General features: G+C 67.9%; 17 protein-coding genes and 1 pseudogene. 8 read left to right on the forward strand and 10 right to left on the reverse strand.

Annotated elements, in window-relative coordinates; all coding sequences use genetic code 11:
* Positions 1-26: 26 nt before the first annotated feature.
* A complete protein-coding gene (locus G4D83_RS39540) occupies positions 27-860 on the forward strand; it encodes a YhfC family intramembrane metalloprotease (protein WP_163870106.1) in 834 nt (277 codons plus the stop codon).
* 26 nt (positions 861-886) lie between these two features.
* On the opposite strand, the gene G4D83_RS39545 is transcribed toward G4D83_RS39540, so the two are convergent.
* From G4D83_RS39545 to G4D83_RS39560, 4 genes are all read right to left on the reverse strand, one after another.
* The gene (locus G4D83_RS39545) at positions 887-1,024 is read right to left on the reverse strand and encodes a hypothetical protein (protein ID WP_163870107.1); all 138 of its coding nucleotides are present in this window, start codon (positions 1,022-1,024) and stop codon (positions 887-889) included.
* Positions 1,025-1,240: 216 nt separating this feature from the next.
* Positions 1,241-1,711 carry an NUDIX hydrolase gene (locus G4D83_RS39550; protein ID WP_163870108.1) on the reverse strand — a complete coding sequence of 157 codons (471 nt, stop codon included), beginning with the start codon at positions 1,709-1,711 and terminating at the stop codon, positions 1,241-1,243.
* The gene (locus G4D83_RS47135; RefSeq protein WP_338041969.1) at positions 1,708-2,061 is read right to left on the reverse strand and encodes a DUF2380 domain-containing protein; all 354 of its coding nucleotides are present in this window, start codon (positions 2,059-2,061) and stop codon (positions 1,708-1,710) included. Before G4D83_RS47135 ends, G4D83_RS39550 begins: the two co-directional genes overlap by 4 nt.
* A 1,248-nt stretch (positions 2,062-3,309) precedes the next feature.
* The gene (locus G4D83_RS39560; RefSeq protein WP_163870109.1) at positions 3,310-3,753 is read right to left on the reverse strand and encodes a DUF697 domain-containing protein; all 444 of its coding nucleotides are present in this window, start codon (positions 3,751-3,753) and stop codon (positions 3,310-3,312) included.
* Positions 3,754-3,871: 118 nt separating this feature from the next.
* On the opposite strand from G4D83_RS39560, the gene G4D83_RS39565 reads away from it, so the two are divergent.
* Together G4D83_RS39565 and G4D83_RS39570 are read left to right on the forward strand one after the other, a co-directional pair.
* Entirely contained in the window at positions 3,872-4,351 is a 480-nt protein-coding gene (locus G4D83_RS39565) for a MarR family winged helix-turn-helix transcriptional regulator (RefSeq protein WP_163870110.1), read from the forward strand.
* 12 nt (positions 4,352-4,363) lie between these two features.
* A complete protein-coding gene (locus G4D83_RS39570) occupies positions 4,364-5,242 on the forward strand; it encodes a CPBP family intramembrane glutamic endopeptidase (protein WP_163870111.1) in 879 nt (292 codons plus the stop codon).
* Positions 5,243-5,266: 24 nt separating this feature from the next.
* Here G4D83_RS39570 and pip read toward each other — a convergent pair whose 3' ends face one another.
* On the reverse strand, positions 5,267-6,235 hold the full coding sequence (gene pip / locus G4D83_RS39575; protein ID WP_163870112.1) for a prolyl aminopeptidase: 969 nt from the start codon (positions 6,233-6,235) through the stop codon (positions 5,267-5,269).
* 251 nt (positions 6,236-6,486) lie between these two features.
* Here pip and G4D83_RS39580 point away from each other — a divergent pair, with 251 nt between their 5' ends.
* Positions 6,487-6,678 carry a hypothetical protein gene (locus G4D83_RS39580; RefSeq protein WP_163870113.1) on the forward strand — a complete coding sequence of 64 codons (192 nt, stop codon included), beginning with the start codon at positions 6,487-6,489 and terminating at the stop codon, positions 6,676-6,678.
* 217 nt (positions 6,679-6,895) lie between these two features.
* Here the strand turns inward: G4D83_RS39580 and G4D83_RS39585 are convergent, their stop codons facing one another.
* Positions 6,896-8,110, reverse strand: a complete 1,215-nt coding sequence (locus G4D83_RS39585) for a small ribosomal subunit Rsm22 family protein (protein WP_163870114.1) — start codon at positions 8,108-8,110, stop codon at positions 6,896-6,898.
* A 232-nt stretch (positions 8,111-8,342) separates the two neighbouring features.
* Here G4D83_RS39585 and G4D83_RS39590 point away from each other — a divergent pair.
* The 4 genes and pseudogenes from G4D83_RS39590 to G4D83_RS39605 all read left to right on the forward strand — a co-directional run.
* Positions 8,343-9,242: pseudogene (locus G4D83_RS39590) on the forward strand (ABC transporter ATP-binding protein); the annotation flags it as partial.
* Positions 9,239-10,045 (forward strand): ABC transporter permease, encoded by an 807-nt coding sequence (locus G4D83_RS39595; RefSeq protein ID WP_163870115.1) that lies wholly within the window; start codon positions 9,239-9,241, stop codon positions 10,043-10,045. The pseudogene G4D83_RS39590 and the gene G4D83_RS39595, both read left to right, overlap by 4 nt.
* A 4-nt stretch (positions 10,046-10,049) precedes the next feature.
* Positions 10,050-10,853, forward strand: a complete 804-nt coding sequence (locus G4D83_RS39600) for an ABC transporter permease (protein WP_163870116.1) — start codon at positions 10,050-10,052, stop codon at positions 10,851-10,853.
* A gap of 353 nt (positions 10,854-11,206) precedes the next feature.
* A complete protein-coding gene (locus G4D83_RS39605; protein ID WP_240357077.1) occupies positions 11,207-13,234 on the forward strand; it encodes a Kelch repeat-containing protein in 2,028 nt (675 codons plus the stop codon).
* A gap of 52 nt (positions 13,235-13,286) precedes the next feature.
* Here the strand turns inward: G4D83_RS39605 and sitI6 are convergent, their stop codons facing one another.
* From sitI6 to G4D83_RS39625, 4 genes are all read right to left on the reverse strand, one after another.
* Positions 13,287-14,021: a SitI6 family double-CXXCG motif immunity protein gene (sitI6, locus tag G4D83_RS39610; protein WP_163870118.1), complete on the reverse strand. Its 735-nt coding sequence runs from the start codon at positions 14,019-14,021 to the stop codon at positions 13,287-13,289.
* 13 nt (positions 14,022-14,034) lie between these two features.
* Complete coding sequence (sitA6, locus tag G4D83_RS39615; RefSeq protein ID WP_163870119.1) at positions 14,035-14,703, reverse strand: SitA6 family polymorphic toxin lipoprotein; 669 nt, start codon at positions 14,701-14,703, stop codon at positions 14,035-14,037.
* 36 nt (positions 14,704-14,739) lie between these two features.
* The gene (locus G4D83_RS39620; RefSeq protein ID WP_240357078.1) at positions 14,740-15,027 is read right to left on the reverse strand and encodes an addiction module protein; all 288 of its coding nucleotides are present in this window, start codon (positions 15,025-15,027) and stop codon (positions 14,740-14,742) included.
* A gap of 61 nt (positions 15,028-15,088) precedes the next feature.
* Positions 15,089-15,991 (reverse strand): helix-hairpin-helix domain-containing protein, encoded by a 903-nt coding sequence (locus tag G4D83_RS39625; protein WP_205522833.1) that lies wholly within the window; start codon positions 15,989-15,991, stop codon positions 15,089-15,091.
* Positions 15,992-16,011: the final 20 nt, after the last annotated feature.

Below are 16,011 nucleotides of genomic sequence, written 5' to 3' on the forward strand. Positions count from 1 at the left end.
ACGAGCTTTGGGAGGGGAGGCGCGCGATGTTCAAGGGAGTGGATATGGGGGTGGTGGCCACGAGTCTGGTCACCATCGCGTTCGTGGTGTTGATGCCGGTGGCCGTGGTGCTGTGGGCTCGGCGTCGGCTGGGGGTGAGCTGGAAGGTGGTGGGGTGGGGGGCGCTGGCGTTCGCGGTGTCCCAGCTCCTCACCCGGTTGCCGTTGACGCAGGCGCTTCAGTACGCGCTGCGTGACGAGCTCAAGAGTTCAGAGCTTTTTCGCAACGTCATGCTGGTGGTGCTGTGTCTCTCCGCGGGGCTCTTCGAGGAGACGGCGCGGCTGTGGGTGTTCGCGCGTCCGTTGAAGGCCTGGCGGCGCTGGCGAGACGCGGTGGGGTTTGGCGTGGGGCACGGGGGACTGGAGTCCGTGCTGCTGGTGGGCGGCATGGCGGCGCTGGGGCTCGTCAACATGGTGGCGCTGGCGAACCTGGACCCGTCGACGCTGCCGCTCACGCCGGAGCAGGTGGCGGAGGTGGTGAAGGCGAAGGCGACCTTCGCGGCGCTGCGTTGGTGGGAGCCGCTGCTGGGCGCGTACGAGCGGGTGGGCGCCATGGTGATGCACGTCGCCTTTTCGGTGCTGGTGCTGCAGCGCTACGTGCGCGGGAGCATCCGCTGGTACTGGCTGGCCGTGGGATTCCATGCCCTGGCCAATCTCGTGGCGGTGGTGGTGGGGCAGGCGTGGGGGCCCCTGGCCGCGGAGGGGGTGGTGACGGTGACCGCGCTCGTGGGGCTCGCCATCATCGTCCACTTCCGGAGGGACGAGGTGGCGCGGGAGGTGGGTGGGACGTTGCCTCCGGAGGTTGCTGTATCCGGTTCCTGATGGGAGGGCGTCAGCGTTCGGGTGTCCTATGTGATGAGGAGCCTGGGTGCAGCAGGGGCCAGCTTCTGCCAGACCCGCTCCGTCATGGTGTCGGACTGGTACTGGCCTCGCCACTTGTCACTGCACTTCTCGGCAATCTGACTCTTGATGTGCGAATGCAGCATGGCGGCCCCCGTGGCTTCGGTTCAGTCGTATGGGGGATCCAATCTGGTTGCGCAAGGGCTGGCAAGGGTCACCGTTGGCGCATTCGAGTTCAGGACCGACACCGTCTTGAGTCAAATACAGTCCGGGTCGGACAGGTCTGGAGTGACGAGATGGTGGTCGATTCGCGCCATGCTGTCTTTGAGTACGCTGTCCTCCCGCTCCGTGGACTATGGCGTTCATGCTTCGTCGTCGGGAAGGAGCAGCCGGAGAAGCTCGTCATCAGGTCCGAGTGGACGCCAGCCGGGCGGCGGTGGACTGGTGCGAAGTGCTGCCCTCGCCTGCCTGACCCGCTCCTTGTGAGTATCAGGGGTGTCGGCAGACCAGCCACCGAGCACTTTGGCTACCTGGAAACGACTCTCGTCGGCCATCATGGCCGGCCAGCCACTGGGAAAGGTCTCGGACAACTCGCGCACGAGCACGTCGCGTACAAAACGTGTGACCTGCTTGCGCTGCTCCGCCTCGGCGAGTAGCCCGCTCATGACCTGGACGCCCGCGACATCGTCCTTCCCAAGTTCCTCGGCAAGCTGATTCAGCGGAATGGCAGGGCGCGCCTCGGCAAAGGCGGTGAGAGAGTCGTAACCGCGCTCGCGGACCCGCTCGTACAGACGGGCCTTCCAGTTCCCTTGCCACGAACGCCCGTCGGTCATCGACTTCGCCCCTTCGTGAACTTCGCAGGGACGTCGTAGCGCTTCATGCGAGCCGCGACAATGTTCAGGACCTGATTCCGCGTCAACATGCGTCCAGCTTCCACCTCGGCTTCACGCAGTGCCTCCATGATCATCCGATTCCACTCATGAGGCCATGTGCGACCGAGCTTCCAGTTGCCGCCTCCATGAATGGCCTCATGGTGTGACTTCTCCATCCGGACACAGAAATGGTCGATGTCCATGGGGCCCTTGAATCCGCGCCGCTCGAACCACTCGCGATGCTCTTGCGGCATGACGTGGTGCTTGGGTGCCTCGGACATGCCCGACCCGGCTTTGCCCGTCGCGTGCATGCCGCGCACCTCGGGACTGTCGCCCAATGCTTCGCGTACGCCCTTCGGCAAGCCCGGTGCGACTGCGCCATCAGCACTTGTCCGGCGTGGATGCGGACCGCCGCGCTAGCGACCGGCATGAAGATGACTCCTGCCTGTACGAGACGTCGCATCATCTCCACCCACTCCGCGGAGACGACCAGATGTGAACCCGCCATCACTCCACCTGGACTCATCACGATTCGCGCGCCCAACAGGACAGGCCCAGCGGGTGGCAGCCGGGGAAGTGACACGCGCAGCGTCGAAACCAGGGCCACCATCTCGATGAACTGTGCCGCCGCGATGACTTGCCCAGTCCTCTCCATTGCCATGCGCGCGCCCTCGCGAATGGCGTGGAACTCCTGGGTCAGTTGACCCATCAACTCGGGCATCGCAGCCGCCGTGGCTTCCACGCGTCCTGGCTCCAGAGAGGAGAGTGCCGTCATCGCTGGCTCCAGCCGCTTCTGTACGCGCTCCATGTCAACGAGCAACTGCTCCACGCTGTAGTAAGGGCACTGCTGAAGCACGGCGTCGGCGAGCTGGAGGAAGTCGAACCAGGACGCCAACAACATGGCGCCCGCCATGGCCGCCTGCAGGCGAGGCCCTGCAATCCTGAGAAGACCCACCGCCATGTCCGGGTCGTCCACCGAGTCGGAGACCTCCACGAGCGTGGCCGTTCCTCGGAGTGCACCACGAAGCCAGGGAAGCTGGTTCGAGCCGTAGTCGAAGTAACCGGAGAAGAGGTCGGCGTTTCGACCAAGGTCCAGCGTGTGTCCGGCGAGCTTGGGGAGATCACTGGCGAGCCTCTCCGTGGAGCTCTTCACTTCGTCCGCCGCCTCCGTGACGGCTTGACGCGTCTGTGCGGCTCGAAGCTGTCCGTCCGCGATGGCTTCCGCATCAGTCTCACGATGACGCCGGCTTGGTTCCGGTGCGTCGGACTGACGATCGATGGAGTCCGCCAGACCGTCCCGTGGAGGCTCCAGCAGCGAGGCGCCTCGCTGCGACTGGCGCAGGGTCCTTCCCGCGCCGGACGCGGGCGACTGGGTGGCACAGCCTGTCACCAGCATCACCAGGCTCAACAGCACGGCGTTCGCACGCAGGGCCCACCCCCAGCTCCGCCCATGAGCGGCTGGCGAGTCCTCATTCCACAGCAGGAGAGGGCGGTTTCAAACACCGAAGGCATCCACGAGGAAATGCCCGCGGGTCGTGGACCCGAGTCCCGTGCCTCGGCTACTTCTTGACGCCGAGCTGGGAGAGCGCCGCCTTCACCCAGTCCTTGATGGACATGGTGTCGAACGGAATCGCCTCTCGGCCCGGATACTTCTTCTCGAAGTACGTCACCGCCGCCACGCCCATGGCGAACGCCGTGCCTCCACTGGCCGCGCCCTTGAGCAACCAGCCCGCGACGGGAATCCAGCCCACCGTCTCTCCGACGATGCTGCTGGCCGCCTTGCGCGCGACGATGCCCGCACCCAACGTGGGCACCAGGCCGAGCGCCTCACCCAGGCTCAGCTTCTCTCCGTAGATGCCAGCCACGTGGTAGATCATGTACGCCTCGATGGCGGACGTGAGCGCCGTGTGCGCGCCCGGCACCGGGATGGGAATCGCGGCGGCACCCGCGGCGCGCAGGGCGCTCTCCTCGACCCAGCTTCGCGCGGCCTTCTCTGCGGACATGGATGTTCTCCCAGGCAGTCGTTCGCACCCACCTTAAGGACTCCGGCTTCGCTCCGAAAGAGGGCGCGACACGGCCAGTCACTTGTGGCCGTTTTATATCAGCGCTTATATATCCCTCATGCACCGGGGCCTTGGAACGCAGTTGCGGCACCTGATTGAGCTTCTGGATGGCGCGGTTGGCCGGGCCTATGAGGAAGAGGGCCTGGCCTATCGGCCTCGCTACACGCCCTTGGTGCGGGCGCTGATGCAGCACGAGCCGCTGACCATCGGCCAACTGGCGGAGGCTGCCGGGCTCACCCAGCCCGCGACGACGCAGACGCTGGCGTTGATGCTCAAGGAGGGGCTGGTGCTCGCGGAGCCGGGACCGGTGGATGGGCGCCAGCGATGGATTCGCCTCAGTCCCTCGGGACGCGCGCTGCTCCCTCGCCTCCAGTCGTGCTGGAAGGCCACCGCGAGCGCCGCCGCCAATCTGGATGCGGAGCTTCCGGCACCGCTGTCCGAGGTGCTCGACCGCGCCATCCAGGCGCTCGAGAAGAAGTCCTTCGACGAACGCATCGCCGCCGCGCGCGGGCGGCAATCAAAGCGCCGTGGCACGTAGGAATGACATCCCATGAAAACCATCTTCATCGACAGTGAGCGGCGTTGGCGCAACGGCTGGAAGGCGCTGGGCTCCATCGCGTTGAGCGTGGCCTTCGCGGCGGCGTTCCTCTTCCTCCAGCGCCAACTGCCCCTGGTGTGGCGACAAGTCCTCCCATCGCCGCTCTGCGCCTTCTTCGGAGTCCTCATCTCGAGCTGGCTGAGCCTCCGCCTCGAAGGCGAGCGCTTGTCCTCCCTGGGGGTTCTCCCAGCACGGCGCACGGGCCGCGACTTCGGGTTCGGGCTCGTGAGTGGCGTGGTGCTGGTGTTGGTGGTGGCCGTCCTCCTCTTCGCGCTGGATGGATTTCATCTGGTGCGAGCCGAGCAAAACGGGGTGGGTGTGCTCCTCAAGGCCGCCTGGCTCATGCTCTGGGTGGCCCTGTTCGAGGAGACGCTGTTCCACGGCTACGCCTTCCAGCGCGCCATCCGGGGGATGGGGCCCGCCTGGACGCAGCTCGTGTTCGCGGTTGTCTTCTGTCTGGCCCATTCCTACCCCGACATGGCCGGAGGGCCGCTCGCGGTGGCGATGACCAACACCTTCCTGGCCGGTCTGCTGTTGGGGCTTTGCTACCTGCGGACGGGCGGACTCGCGCTTCCCGTGGGCGTGCACCTGGGCTGGAACGGGACGCTGGCCCTGCTGGGCTTCGGCGTGAGCGGTGAGGAATCGAAGGGCGCGTGGACGCCTGTCTTCCACGACCTGCCTCAATGGCTCGCCGGAGGCCGCTATGGCCTGGAGGCCTCCGTCATCAGCCTCGTCGTGCTGGGCCTGTTCATCCTGGCCCTGGCGCGCTGGAAGGGCGCGCGTCAGAGCGAGGTACCCACCTCACCGCCGGCGGGTTTGGTTCAGCCATGAGACGGAGGTTCGAGCCCGGCGCGCTCAGCGTGGACGGAACCGGTCCGTGGCTTCCACCAGCGCGGACGTGGTGCCCGGCTCGTTCGCCGAGTGCCCCGCATCCGGAACGATGACCAGCTCCGCCTCTGGCCACGCCTGGTGCAGCGCCCACGCGCTCTCCAGCGGGCACACCACGTCGTAGCGCCCCTGGACGATGACCGCGGGGAGATGACGGATGCGCGGCACGTCGTCGAGCAACTGAGTGTCCGTGCGCAGGAACCCACGGTTCATGAAGTAGTGGCACTCGATGCGCGCGAAGGCGAGGGCGAAGTCATCCCCGCTGTTGCGCGCCACCAGCTCCGGGTTGGGATGCAGGTAGCTGGTCCGCGCCTCCCACACGCTCCACGCCCGCGCGGCCTCATGTCGCGTCGCCGCGTCCGCGCTCGTCAGGCGCCGGTGATACGCGCCGAGCAAGTCATGTCGCTCCGCTGGAGGAATGGGGGCGAGGTAGTGCTCCCATGCGTCCGGGAACAGGGCGCTCGCGCCGCGCTGGTAGAACCAGTCCAGCTCCTGCTTGCGCAAGAGGAAGATGCCGCGCAGCACCAGCTCCGTGACGCGCTCCGGATGCGTCTGCGCGTAGGCCAGTGACAGCGTGCTGCCCCAGGAGCCGCCGAAGAGCTGCCAGCGCTCGATGCCCAGGTGCTCGCGCAGCCGCTCCATGTCCGCGACCAGGTCCCAGGTGGTGTTCTCCTCCATGCTCGCGTGCGGCGTGCTCCGGCCACAGCCCCGCTGGTCGAAGAGGATGATTCGATAGGCCGCCGGGTCGAAGAACCGCCGCTGCTTGGCGTCCGTGCCTCCACCTGGTCCGCCGTGGACGAAGACCACGGGCTTGCCCTTCGGATTGCCACACTCCTCGAAGTACAGCTCGTGGAGCATGGAGACCCGCAAGCGGCCGATGCGGTAGGGCTGCAGTGAGGGATACAGCGTCCGCGACGGCGAGGACGGAACGGACATGCGCCTTCCAGGACAGCGAGAGAGTTGCTCACGCTAGCAGACCGCTTCCTTCGCGCTGGCCCGCACGCACCTCACAGTCCGGAGGTGTTCGCGTGTCCTCTTGCCTGGGGTGGGGACTGTCGGGCAGGGCACACGCCGCACGCCACCGTGGCCCCCGAACACGATGTGACGGCGATGTTGCCCAGGCTCAACGTGGAGGTTGCGGGAGGGGTGGATGCTGCTTCGCGTCTCCCCACACCCCGGAGCGTTCCATGAATCTCGCTTCCCTGATGAACCCCCCTCGGAAGAACGAAGAGAAGGCCGCGCCCCGTCGTCTCGCGCTGGTCCGCATCCAGGCCACCGTTCTGGCTCAGGGCGCGGTGAGCGCGGCGAAGGACAGCGTGAAGTCCTTCCGCCACATGCGCGACGTGCTCACCGGAGCATACTCTCAAGCCCGCGCCTGAGCGGGGCGCCACCGCGCGACTCACGATTCGCGCGAGGCATCGAGCACCGCTGCCAGCCTCGCGCGACTCGCGGTTCATGCGCGGCATCAAGGGTCACCTCGCGCACCTCAGGGGGAGCGTGGAGGCGCAGGTCGCGGGCCGCTGTTGAGCCCGCGAGTCTCACCATCACGTGGAGGCACCGTGTCGCGGCCGTGTCGGAGCCAGCGACTCCTCCGCGTCAGGAGGGCGCGTCCGGGCTCGGGCTGGTTCCCGGGTTCGCGGGCGCGTCCTCCTTCGGAGGCGGCGGTGGTACGCCCCTACCCGCGGGCGCCACCATCCTCACCTCGGAGACATCGCTCAGCGCCAGACCGTCGCCCTTGGGCTCCGTCTCCGTCACCGCGATGACGTCACCCCGGTGCAACTGGAGGAACCGCTCGTTCTTCTCGTTGCGGTGACGCTCCTGCATCGCCAGGCCCACGCGGCCCTCCGGCCCGCAGCCGATGTAGCGGTGGCGTCCCTTGCCCTCCAGCGGCTCGGAGACGATGCGGAACAGCCGACCCGGCGGCGGCTCCGGCCACTCCTCGCCCTTGGGCGCGAGCACCAGGTAGCTCATCTTCAGCGCTTCCTTGTGAAGGCTCGCCGCTCGCGCCAGTTCTTCCACGACGCGAGGCATGGGCCAGGGCCGCTCCGCGTGGCACCAGTCGGTCTCCTTCACCAGCGCCGGACACGCACCCCGGTACATGCACGGCGCGCGCACCGCGTAGCCTCGCGCCACCATCGCGTCGCGCACGTGCAAGAGGCCCCGGCTCGTCTCCCGCAACGCGGGCTCCATCACCAGCAGGCTGCCGCCGCGCTTCACCTTCGCCAGCGCCGCCTCGAGCAGCGCCGCCCGGGGCGTCGTCGCGCTGTCCCCCGTGCCGTACAGCTCGTTGATGACGTGGCCCATCGTAATCAGGTCGTACTGCCCCTCTGGCAGCACGGCGGCCTTCTTCGTCGGGTCCCACTCCCGGGTGGCGAGCGCCTCGCCGGCCTCCGTCGCCAGCGCGCGCGCCAGGTTGAGCGCGGCCTTGCTGCGGTCCGCCGCCGTGACTTCCTTCCCACCCGCGTCCAGCGCCGCGAAGGCCACCGGACCCGGGCCGCTGCCCAAGTCGAGCACCTGCCGGGGCCGGTTCGGCAGCTCCCCGAGCACCTGCCGGGCCTGCGCGTAGGAGACCGGCCAGTAGAAGAGCAGGTAGGCGCCCAACAGCTTCGGGTCGTCCATGTAACGCGCCCCGGCGAGCTGACGCTCCCGCGTCAAACCCATCGAGAGCTGGCGCACGCCGGCGCCCACTTCCTTCACTTCCTGGGGCGTCAGTCGCCCCTCCGGCCCATCACCTTTACCGCGTGACGCGCGCCACACCGCGATGAGCCGCGGCATCCACCGCTCCAGGTCCTTGCTGTATCCGTTGCTCATCCCGCCAAGCCTTCGACCGAGGGGCCGCTCCCGGAAGCCGCCCATGTCAACCCGTTGTCACCCCGCCACTTGCTCAACTCCACGGTCGCCTCCCGGGGACGTCCGCGTTAAACCCTTGTCGCACATGATCTCCGTCCACGGGCTGCGCAAGCACTACAAAGTCCACAAGCGCCCGCCAGGCCTCAAGGCGGCCCTCCGCTCGCTCTTCCATCGCACCTACACCTCCGTGAAGGCGGTGGACGGCATCTCCTTCGACATCCGTCCGGGCGAGCGCGTGGGCTTCCTGGGCCCCAATGGCGCCGGCAAGACGACGACGCTCAAGGTCCTCTCCGGCCTCCTGCACCCCTCCGAGGGTGAGGTCCGAGTGGACGGGCACGTGCCGCGCCTGCGCGAGGAGGCGTTCCTCAAGAAAATCATGCTCGTCATGGGGCAGAAGCAGCAGCTCCTGTGGGACTTGCCTCCGGCGGAGACCTTCGAGCTCAACCGCGCCATCTACGACGTGCCCACGCTCCAATACAAGCAGACGTTGGATGAGCTGGTGGGGCTGCTGGAGATTGGCGACCTCATCGGCAAGCCGACGCGCCAGCTCTCCCTGGGCGAGCGGATGAAGTGCGAGCTGGCCGCGGCCCTCATCCACCGGCCCCGCGTGCTCTTCCTGGACGAGCCCACCATCGGCCTGGACGTGTCCATGCAGGCCACCATGCGCACGTTCATCAAGGACTACAACGAGAAGTACGGCGCCACCCTCATCCTCACCAGCCACTACATGGACGACGTGGCGGCCCTCTGCCCGCGCGTCATCGTCATCGACAAGGGCCTGTTGTCCTACGACGGCAGTCTGGAGGCGCTGGTGCAGCGCGTGCGCCCGGAGAAGCGCGTGGTGCTGCGGCTGTCGGAGGTGGTGGACGCCTCGCGCCTGGAGTCCCTGGGCAAGCTGGTGACGCACGAGGCGGGCACCGCGGTGCTCCAGGTGAAGCAGGACGCGGTCAACGCCACCATCTCCCGCGCGCTGTCCGGGCTGCCGGTGACGGATTTGACCGTGGAGAACGCGCCGCTGGAAGAGGTCATGAGCGAGCTCTTCGCGGAGAACAAGGCCCGCAGGCTGCAGACAGCGGAGTCGGTGCCGGCATGAATGCCCGAGGTCTGATGCGGGCCCTGCCCACCATGCTGCGCGTGAGCTTCGCGGAGTCGGTGGCCTACCGGGCGGAGATGTTCGTCTGGGTGCTGTCCACCACCATGCCGCTGGTCAACATGGTGCTGTGGATGGCGGTGGCCAAGAGCGCCCCGGTGGGCCACTTCGGCCAGGCCGACTTCGTGGGCTACTTCCTGGCCACCTTCGCGGTGCGCCAGCTCACCAGCGCGTGGGCCGCGTGGCTCATCAACTGGGAGGTGAAGCAGGGCACGCTGGCGATGCGCCTCTTGCGTCCCATCTCCCCCTTGTGGGGCTACGCATCCGACAACGTGGCGGGCTTCCCCATGCGCGTCGTGGTGGCCCTGCCCGTGGTGCTCCTGAGCATCGCGCTGGTGGGCGCGCACAAGGCGGTGCCGCAGCACGCGTGGCAGTGGGGGCTGTTCCTCGTGGCTGTACTGGGCGGCTGGGCCATCACCTTCCTGGCCAACGTGGCCATTGGCGCGCTGAGCCTCTTCCTCGACAGCAGCCAGAAGATGATGGAGGTGTGGATGGTCCTCTTCTTCGTCTGCTCCGGCTACATGTACCCGGTGGAGTTCCTCCCGGATGGGCTGCGCACCGTCATCGACTGGCTTCCGTTCCGCTATCAGATGGGGCTGCCGGTGGAGTTGATGACGAACGCGCATGACCTGCCCACCGCGCTGGGCCTGGTGGCGAGGCAGTGGGCGTGGGTGCTGGGGATGGGTGCGCTCGCGGTGGGGCTCTGGAAGCAGGGCGTGAAGTGCTTCGCGGCGTTCGGAGGGTAGGGGCATGGTGCGGCGATATCTGCGACTGCTGACAGTGCAGCTCAAGGCATCCGGCCTCCAGGCGCTCCAGTACCGGGCGGACTTCTTCACCGACGGCTTCACGTCGCTGTGCTGGGTCTTCACCGCGCTGGCGCCGCTGTTCGTCGTCTACGGTCGGCAGCCGGAAGTCGAAGGCTGGAGCTTCGGCGAGGCGTTGCTCGTCGTGGGCTGGTTCACCCTGCTGCAGGGCATTCTCGAGGGCGCCATCAACCCCAGCCTCACCGGCGTGGTGGAGCACATCCGCAAGGGCACGCTGGACTTCGTGTTGCTCAAGCCCGCGGACGCGCAGTTCCTCGTGTCCACGCAGCGCTTCCTGCCGTGGCGCGCCTTCAACGTGCTCACCGGCCTGGGCCTCTTCATCTACGCCTTCATGCTCCTGGGGCGCGGGCCTTCTCCGCTGGGACTCCTGACGTCGCTCTTGCTGCTGGGCACCAGCACGGTGCTCCTGTACTCGCTGTGGATATTGACGGTGAGCGCCGCGTTCTTCGTCGTCCGGGTGGACAACCTCACGTACCTCTTCACGTCCATCTTCGACTTCGCGCGGTGGCCCTCGTCCGTGTTCAAGGGCGTGGCGAAGGGGGCGCTGACGCTCGTCTTCACGTACGTGATTCCCCTGGCCCTGATGACCACCTTCCCCGCGGAGGCCATGCTGGGCCGGCTGCCGGTGGCGTCGCTGGTGGGCGCGGTGGTGGGCTCGGCCGTCTTCGCGTGGGTGGCGCGGCGCGTCTGGATTCGCTCCATCGGCCACTACACCTCGGCCAGCAGCTAATCCCTCTCACGTCACCCGAGCCTTGCGGGCCGTCGAGCGCTTGCTGACTCAGTGGTGGGGTGTATCAACCCCACCTGTTTCAGCCGGTGTCGACGTCATTTTTCAGGTGCCGAATTGGCCTCCTTCCTCGGGGCTGGGGTAAGGGCCGCTGCGTGCGGCTCGTCAGGCGCACACCCCCCGAAGGGAAAGGACCCCCACCCATGAATCGATGTATCGGGCTCGGCCGCCTGGCCGCGCTTGTGACGGCGCTCGTCCTGGCGGGATGCTCACACGAGGAATTTGCAGAACCGTCAAACACGGAAAGCACTGCGGGCTTGGATGCGGTGACCCAGGGTTGGACGCCCACGCCGAGCATGTCGCTCCAACGGATGGACCACACCGCGACGCTGCTGCGCACCGGCAACGTGCTGGTGGTGGGCGGACAGTCCTCGGCGAACGCGGAGCTGTACGACTCGAAGGGCGTGCGCTGGTTGTCTGGAGGCACGCTGGGGGCCGCGCGGCGCAGACACACCGCGACGCTCCTGAACAACGGCAAGGTGCTCGTCGCGGGCGGCGACTCCGGCGCGTCTCCCACGGGCACCGCCGAGCTGTATGACTCCACCACGGGGACCTGGGCGGCGACGGGGAGCCTGGACACGCTGCGCTCCGGACACACGGCGACGTTGCTGTCGAACGGGAAGGTGCTGGTGGTGGGCGGAGAGAACGGCGGGGGCACGGGGCTGTCCACCGCGCGGCTCTACGACTCGGCGACCGGGACGTGGGCCTCCACGGGCGGGCTGCGCAGGCCGCGCGTGGGGCACTCGGCGACGCTGCTGGGCAATGGGCGGGTGATGGTCACCGGAGGGCGCGTCGGGCCTCGGGGTGAGTTCGTCACGGACGTGGAGCTGTATGAGCCGAGCACCGGCCTGTGGAGCCAGGTGGCGGGCCTGCTCACCGCGCGCGCGGGGCACAGCGCGACGCGGCTGTTGTCCGGCAAGGTGCTGGTGGCGGGCGGCTTCCTCGACGAGTTCACCGCCTCGCGGACCTCGGAGCTGTATGACCCCAGCGCTGGCACCTGGGCTCCGGTGGCGCAGTTGCTGCCGGGCGAGCGGGCGCAGCACACGGCGACGCTGCTGCACTCGGGCGAGGTGCTCGTGACGGGCGGCACGGACGGCAACAGTCCGTATCTGCAGACCGCGACCATCTTCGACCCGACGCTTGCTCGCTGGAGCGCGACGCCGCCGATGAGCGCGAGCCGGCTGGGACACACGGCCACGCTGCTCCTCCAGGGCGAGGTGTTCGTCACGGGAGGCAGCGCGGACGGCACGCAGGGGGCCTCCTCGGCGGAGCGGTTCTCGGTGCCCACGCCGCCCTGGCGCCCCACGGCGACCCTGTCGGCGGCGCGATATCATCACTCGGTGACGCTGCTCGACTCCGGCAAGGTGCTGGTGGCGGGAGGGACGAGCACCGGGAGCAGCGGCCTGTCGGGCGCGGAGCTGTACGACGAGCACCTGGTGACGTGGACGCAGACGGGGAGCCTCGTCACGCCGCGCTTCCTGCATGGGGCGGCGGAGCTGCCCTCGGGCAACGTGCTGGTGGCGGGAGGGCAGGGCACCTCCTCGGCGTACCTGTCATCCGCGGAGGTGTATGACCTGGCCACCGGGCAGTGGAGCAGCACCGGGGCGATGGCGGGGAATCGCTCGCGGCACACCACCACATTGCTGGACTCCGGGCAGGTGCTGGTGACGGGCGGACGGATGTCCTCCAGCTTCAGCAGCATCCTCGCCACCGCGGAGCTGTATGACCCGCCCTCCGGGACGTGGCGCGCCACGGGCACGATGAGCGTGCGTCGCGTCAACCACACCGCGACGATGTTGCTGTCCGGCAAGGTGCTGGTGGTGGGCGGCACCACGCCGTCGGGAGACACGGCGACCGCCGAGCTCTACGACATGCACACGGGCCAGTGGACGCAGACGGGCTCCATGGCGGGCACGCGCTATGGGCACATCGCGGTGGCGTTGCCGGGTGGCAAGGTGCTGGTGGCCGGCGGCTGGGGGCTGGGCGGCGCGCTGGCCACGGCCGAGATCTATGACCCCGCGCAGGGCGGCTGGACGACGGTGGCGCCGATGACGAGCAGTCGCTACGGGGCGCTGGCCTCCGTGTTGTCCTCGGGCCGCGTGCTGGTGCTGGGCGGGGATGCCGGGGCCGCCACGGGCCTCTTGTCGACGACGGAGGTGTTCGACCCGGCGCTCGGCCAGTGGTCGTCCGCGGGCACCATGTCCAACGCGCTGTCGAGCGCCACGGTGACTCGGCTGGCCATCTCCGGACGGGTGCTCGTCGCGGGAGGCCTGGGGACGAGTGGCGCGCTGTCCTCCGCGGAGCTGTACACACCCGCGCCCTGACGTCAGGGCTCCTTCCGCCCGCGTCCCGATGTGGACGCGGGCGGGAGGGGTATCAACTCACGGCGGAGCGGACGGGCAGCTCCTGGAAGGCGATGCCGGAGAGTTCCAGGTGGCGCACTGCCTCCATGAGGCGCTGAGTGCCGATGAGCATCGTCGCGAAGTTTCCGACCCGGAACAGGTCCACGTCCCAGGGCATGGAGTCCGCATCGAGGACGGGCGCATCGGGTCGCGAGAACGCGAAGCGACCACAGGTCGGGCAGGGCGGGGGTACGTTCGGCGGAACGCAGTCAGGATGGAGTCGACCTCGCGGTTCGATTTGGAGGTCGAGCAGCTCGGGCGCGGTCTTCTGGCGGAACCGCAGCTCCGTCCGACAGCCTGTCAATCCACGGAGGCCCTGCGCCTGGAGTTGCTCCAGTGTGTCGCGACGCACGAGCAGAATCGAAGAGCCCTGCCAGGTGAACGGGCCGAAAGCCCCCGAGGCTTGGCCCACTCTGGGGCCAAACTCAGTGCCAGGTGGCAGCTCCGAATTCGCTGGGGCCAGGGGACGCACCAGGGCCCGCAGACGCGCGAATTCGGTGAAGGGCTCGGGACGGGGCTGCTCGAAAAGAGCGTGCTCGGGCAGCGAGGACAGGTCCACGCAAGGATAGTGGTGACCCCACGAGCTCCAGGTCACGCCGCACTCCGGGCACTTCGCACCGGGAAGGGCCCACTTGAGAGCCCCGTCGAACGAGCCGTTGAAGGCGCTCGTCGCGGCCTCGTCCTCCCGCAGCCAGAAGTACCGAGTCATGTGTTCAAAGCCCTCACGCGCCAGGGCGAGAATAGTAGGGCTGAACGGGGCCACCGATGAGCTGGAATCGGTGGATGAGTTCGCCTGCGTGTTTGTAGATGTCCTCGGGACTCGCGCTCTGATTCAGGTCTCGATACTGGCGCCAGGCCTTGTTCCAAGGGCCCCCACGACCGTCATTCCCATGAATGCGACGATGGAGGTCACGAGGGATGGGCATCGTGTAGTCGTGGATCTTCACGCCCTGTCGCTCGAACCATCTCGCGAGGTCCTCTGCCTGGGGAAAGATGTGGTGCTTCTCCCAGCGCCCTGGCGTGAGCTGGTGCGTATGTGGAATGACGCGTTCGGGTGCGCCATTCCAGTTCGGGAAGACCATGACGGCCCCGCGAGGGAGTCCCTGGCGACCACCCCAGTTCCTGCGAGGGCCACTGCCTGGTGCGGCAGCGGCGGCAGGAGGACGTGCCGGAGGAAAGCGCACGTGCTCAATTTCGCTGGGCAGGTCCTCGCAACGGTAGAGGCCACACAGGTCATCCGAACACAGGACCGTGACGCAGCGGTCCTCCTCGGGGCGCGCGCACTCCACCTCGGCTTCATCCCAAGCGCGATGAATCGGGTGCTGTGCAGCGGAAGCGCAGCCCAGCACGTGGACGACCCATAATAGCCAGAGCCCTCGAGGAATTCGCATGCGCCGCGAAGCCTAGCATTCAGAGTTGCCGGAGTTTTACGTGCAGTTGCGGGTGGGCTTCCTCGTGATGAGCGGCGGATGCTCTACGCGTCGCTGCTTCAGGCGAGTGGCAAGCTGACGCTCCACGTCCTCCCAGGGGACTGTCTCGACACGGCCTTCACGGATGTCCGTGGCGCGACGCTCCAGCTCTTGCGACCACTCTGAACCGGAGTCCTCCCGCGCGGGCGCCTCATCGAGACTGAGCAGCAGCTTGTGCGCGACTTCGGCGCGCTCCTCGGGTGGGAGGCTCAAGATGCTGGTGAGCAACTCATCCTTGGTGGCCATGAGGTGAAGCCTACTCGCCGCCATTGGCTTCGGGGACTGTTGTCGACCTGATGTCCCTGCTTCACGCCCCCGGCTGAGGCGCCTCCGCCTCCTCGGACTCCACGCCGTAATACGCCAGGCACTCCGTCTCGCGGCCTCTGACGACACGTCGACCGTCCAGCGGTCCACCGTGCGCGGTGACGATGGTGCACTGTCCCTCGTCACCTTCCTGGTCGAAGTACAGCACCACCCAGTCGTGCGTCGCGTTCTGCTGATGCGCCATCGCCGTGTTGGAGAACAGCGCCCGGACGTTCCACCCGTCCAGCTTGCGCCGCATCACCGGCAACCACGCCTCACCCGAGGGATTGAACCGCCGGGGCGCGATGGTCCGCAGCGCTCCCGCGTCCGCCTTCCGGCGGTACTCCTCGTCCACCTGAAGCAATACCCCCACCTCCGGCCGAGGCCCCTCGTCCTGACTCGCGCTTTTGCGCGCCGCGCCCCGCCGGTTGCGCCCCAGCCGCGACTCGAGCAAGTCGCGCACCTGCTGCCCGCGTCGCGGTCCGAAGCCCTCCACCGCTTCGAGCCTGCCGTCGTGCGCCGCCTGCTCCAGTTCCTCCAACGAGCGCACCCCCAGCTCCTCGTGAATCCGCCGCGCCAGCTCCGGTCCGATGCCCGGCACACTGGCGAGCAGCTGCTCGGGCGAGGACTCATCCTCCAGGCGCTGCAACAACCCGAGCTGCCCCGTGCGCACCAGCTCCGCCACCGCCGCGGCGATGCTCTTGCCCACCCCAGGCAGCTCCCGCAGCCCCGCCTCGCCCTTCGAAGCCAAGAGCTCCGCGACGGACTCCGGCCACTCGCCAATCGTCCCCGCCGCCTTGCGGTAGGCCGAAATCCGGAAGGGCATCGCGTCCTGCTCCTCCAGCAGGTCCGCCACCCGTTCCAAAGCATCCGCGATGCCGATGTTGTCCTTCCATTCGACGCCCATGGCTCCTTCCAACTTGGAGC

This window comes from Myxococcus eversor (assembly GCF_010894455.1).
In the GTDB taxonomy this organism is placed as follows: Bacteria; Myxococcota; Myxococcia; order Myxococcales; family Myxococcaceae; genus Myxococcus; species Myxococcus eversor.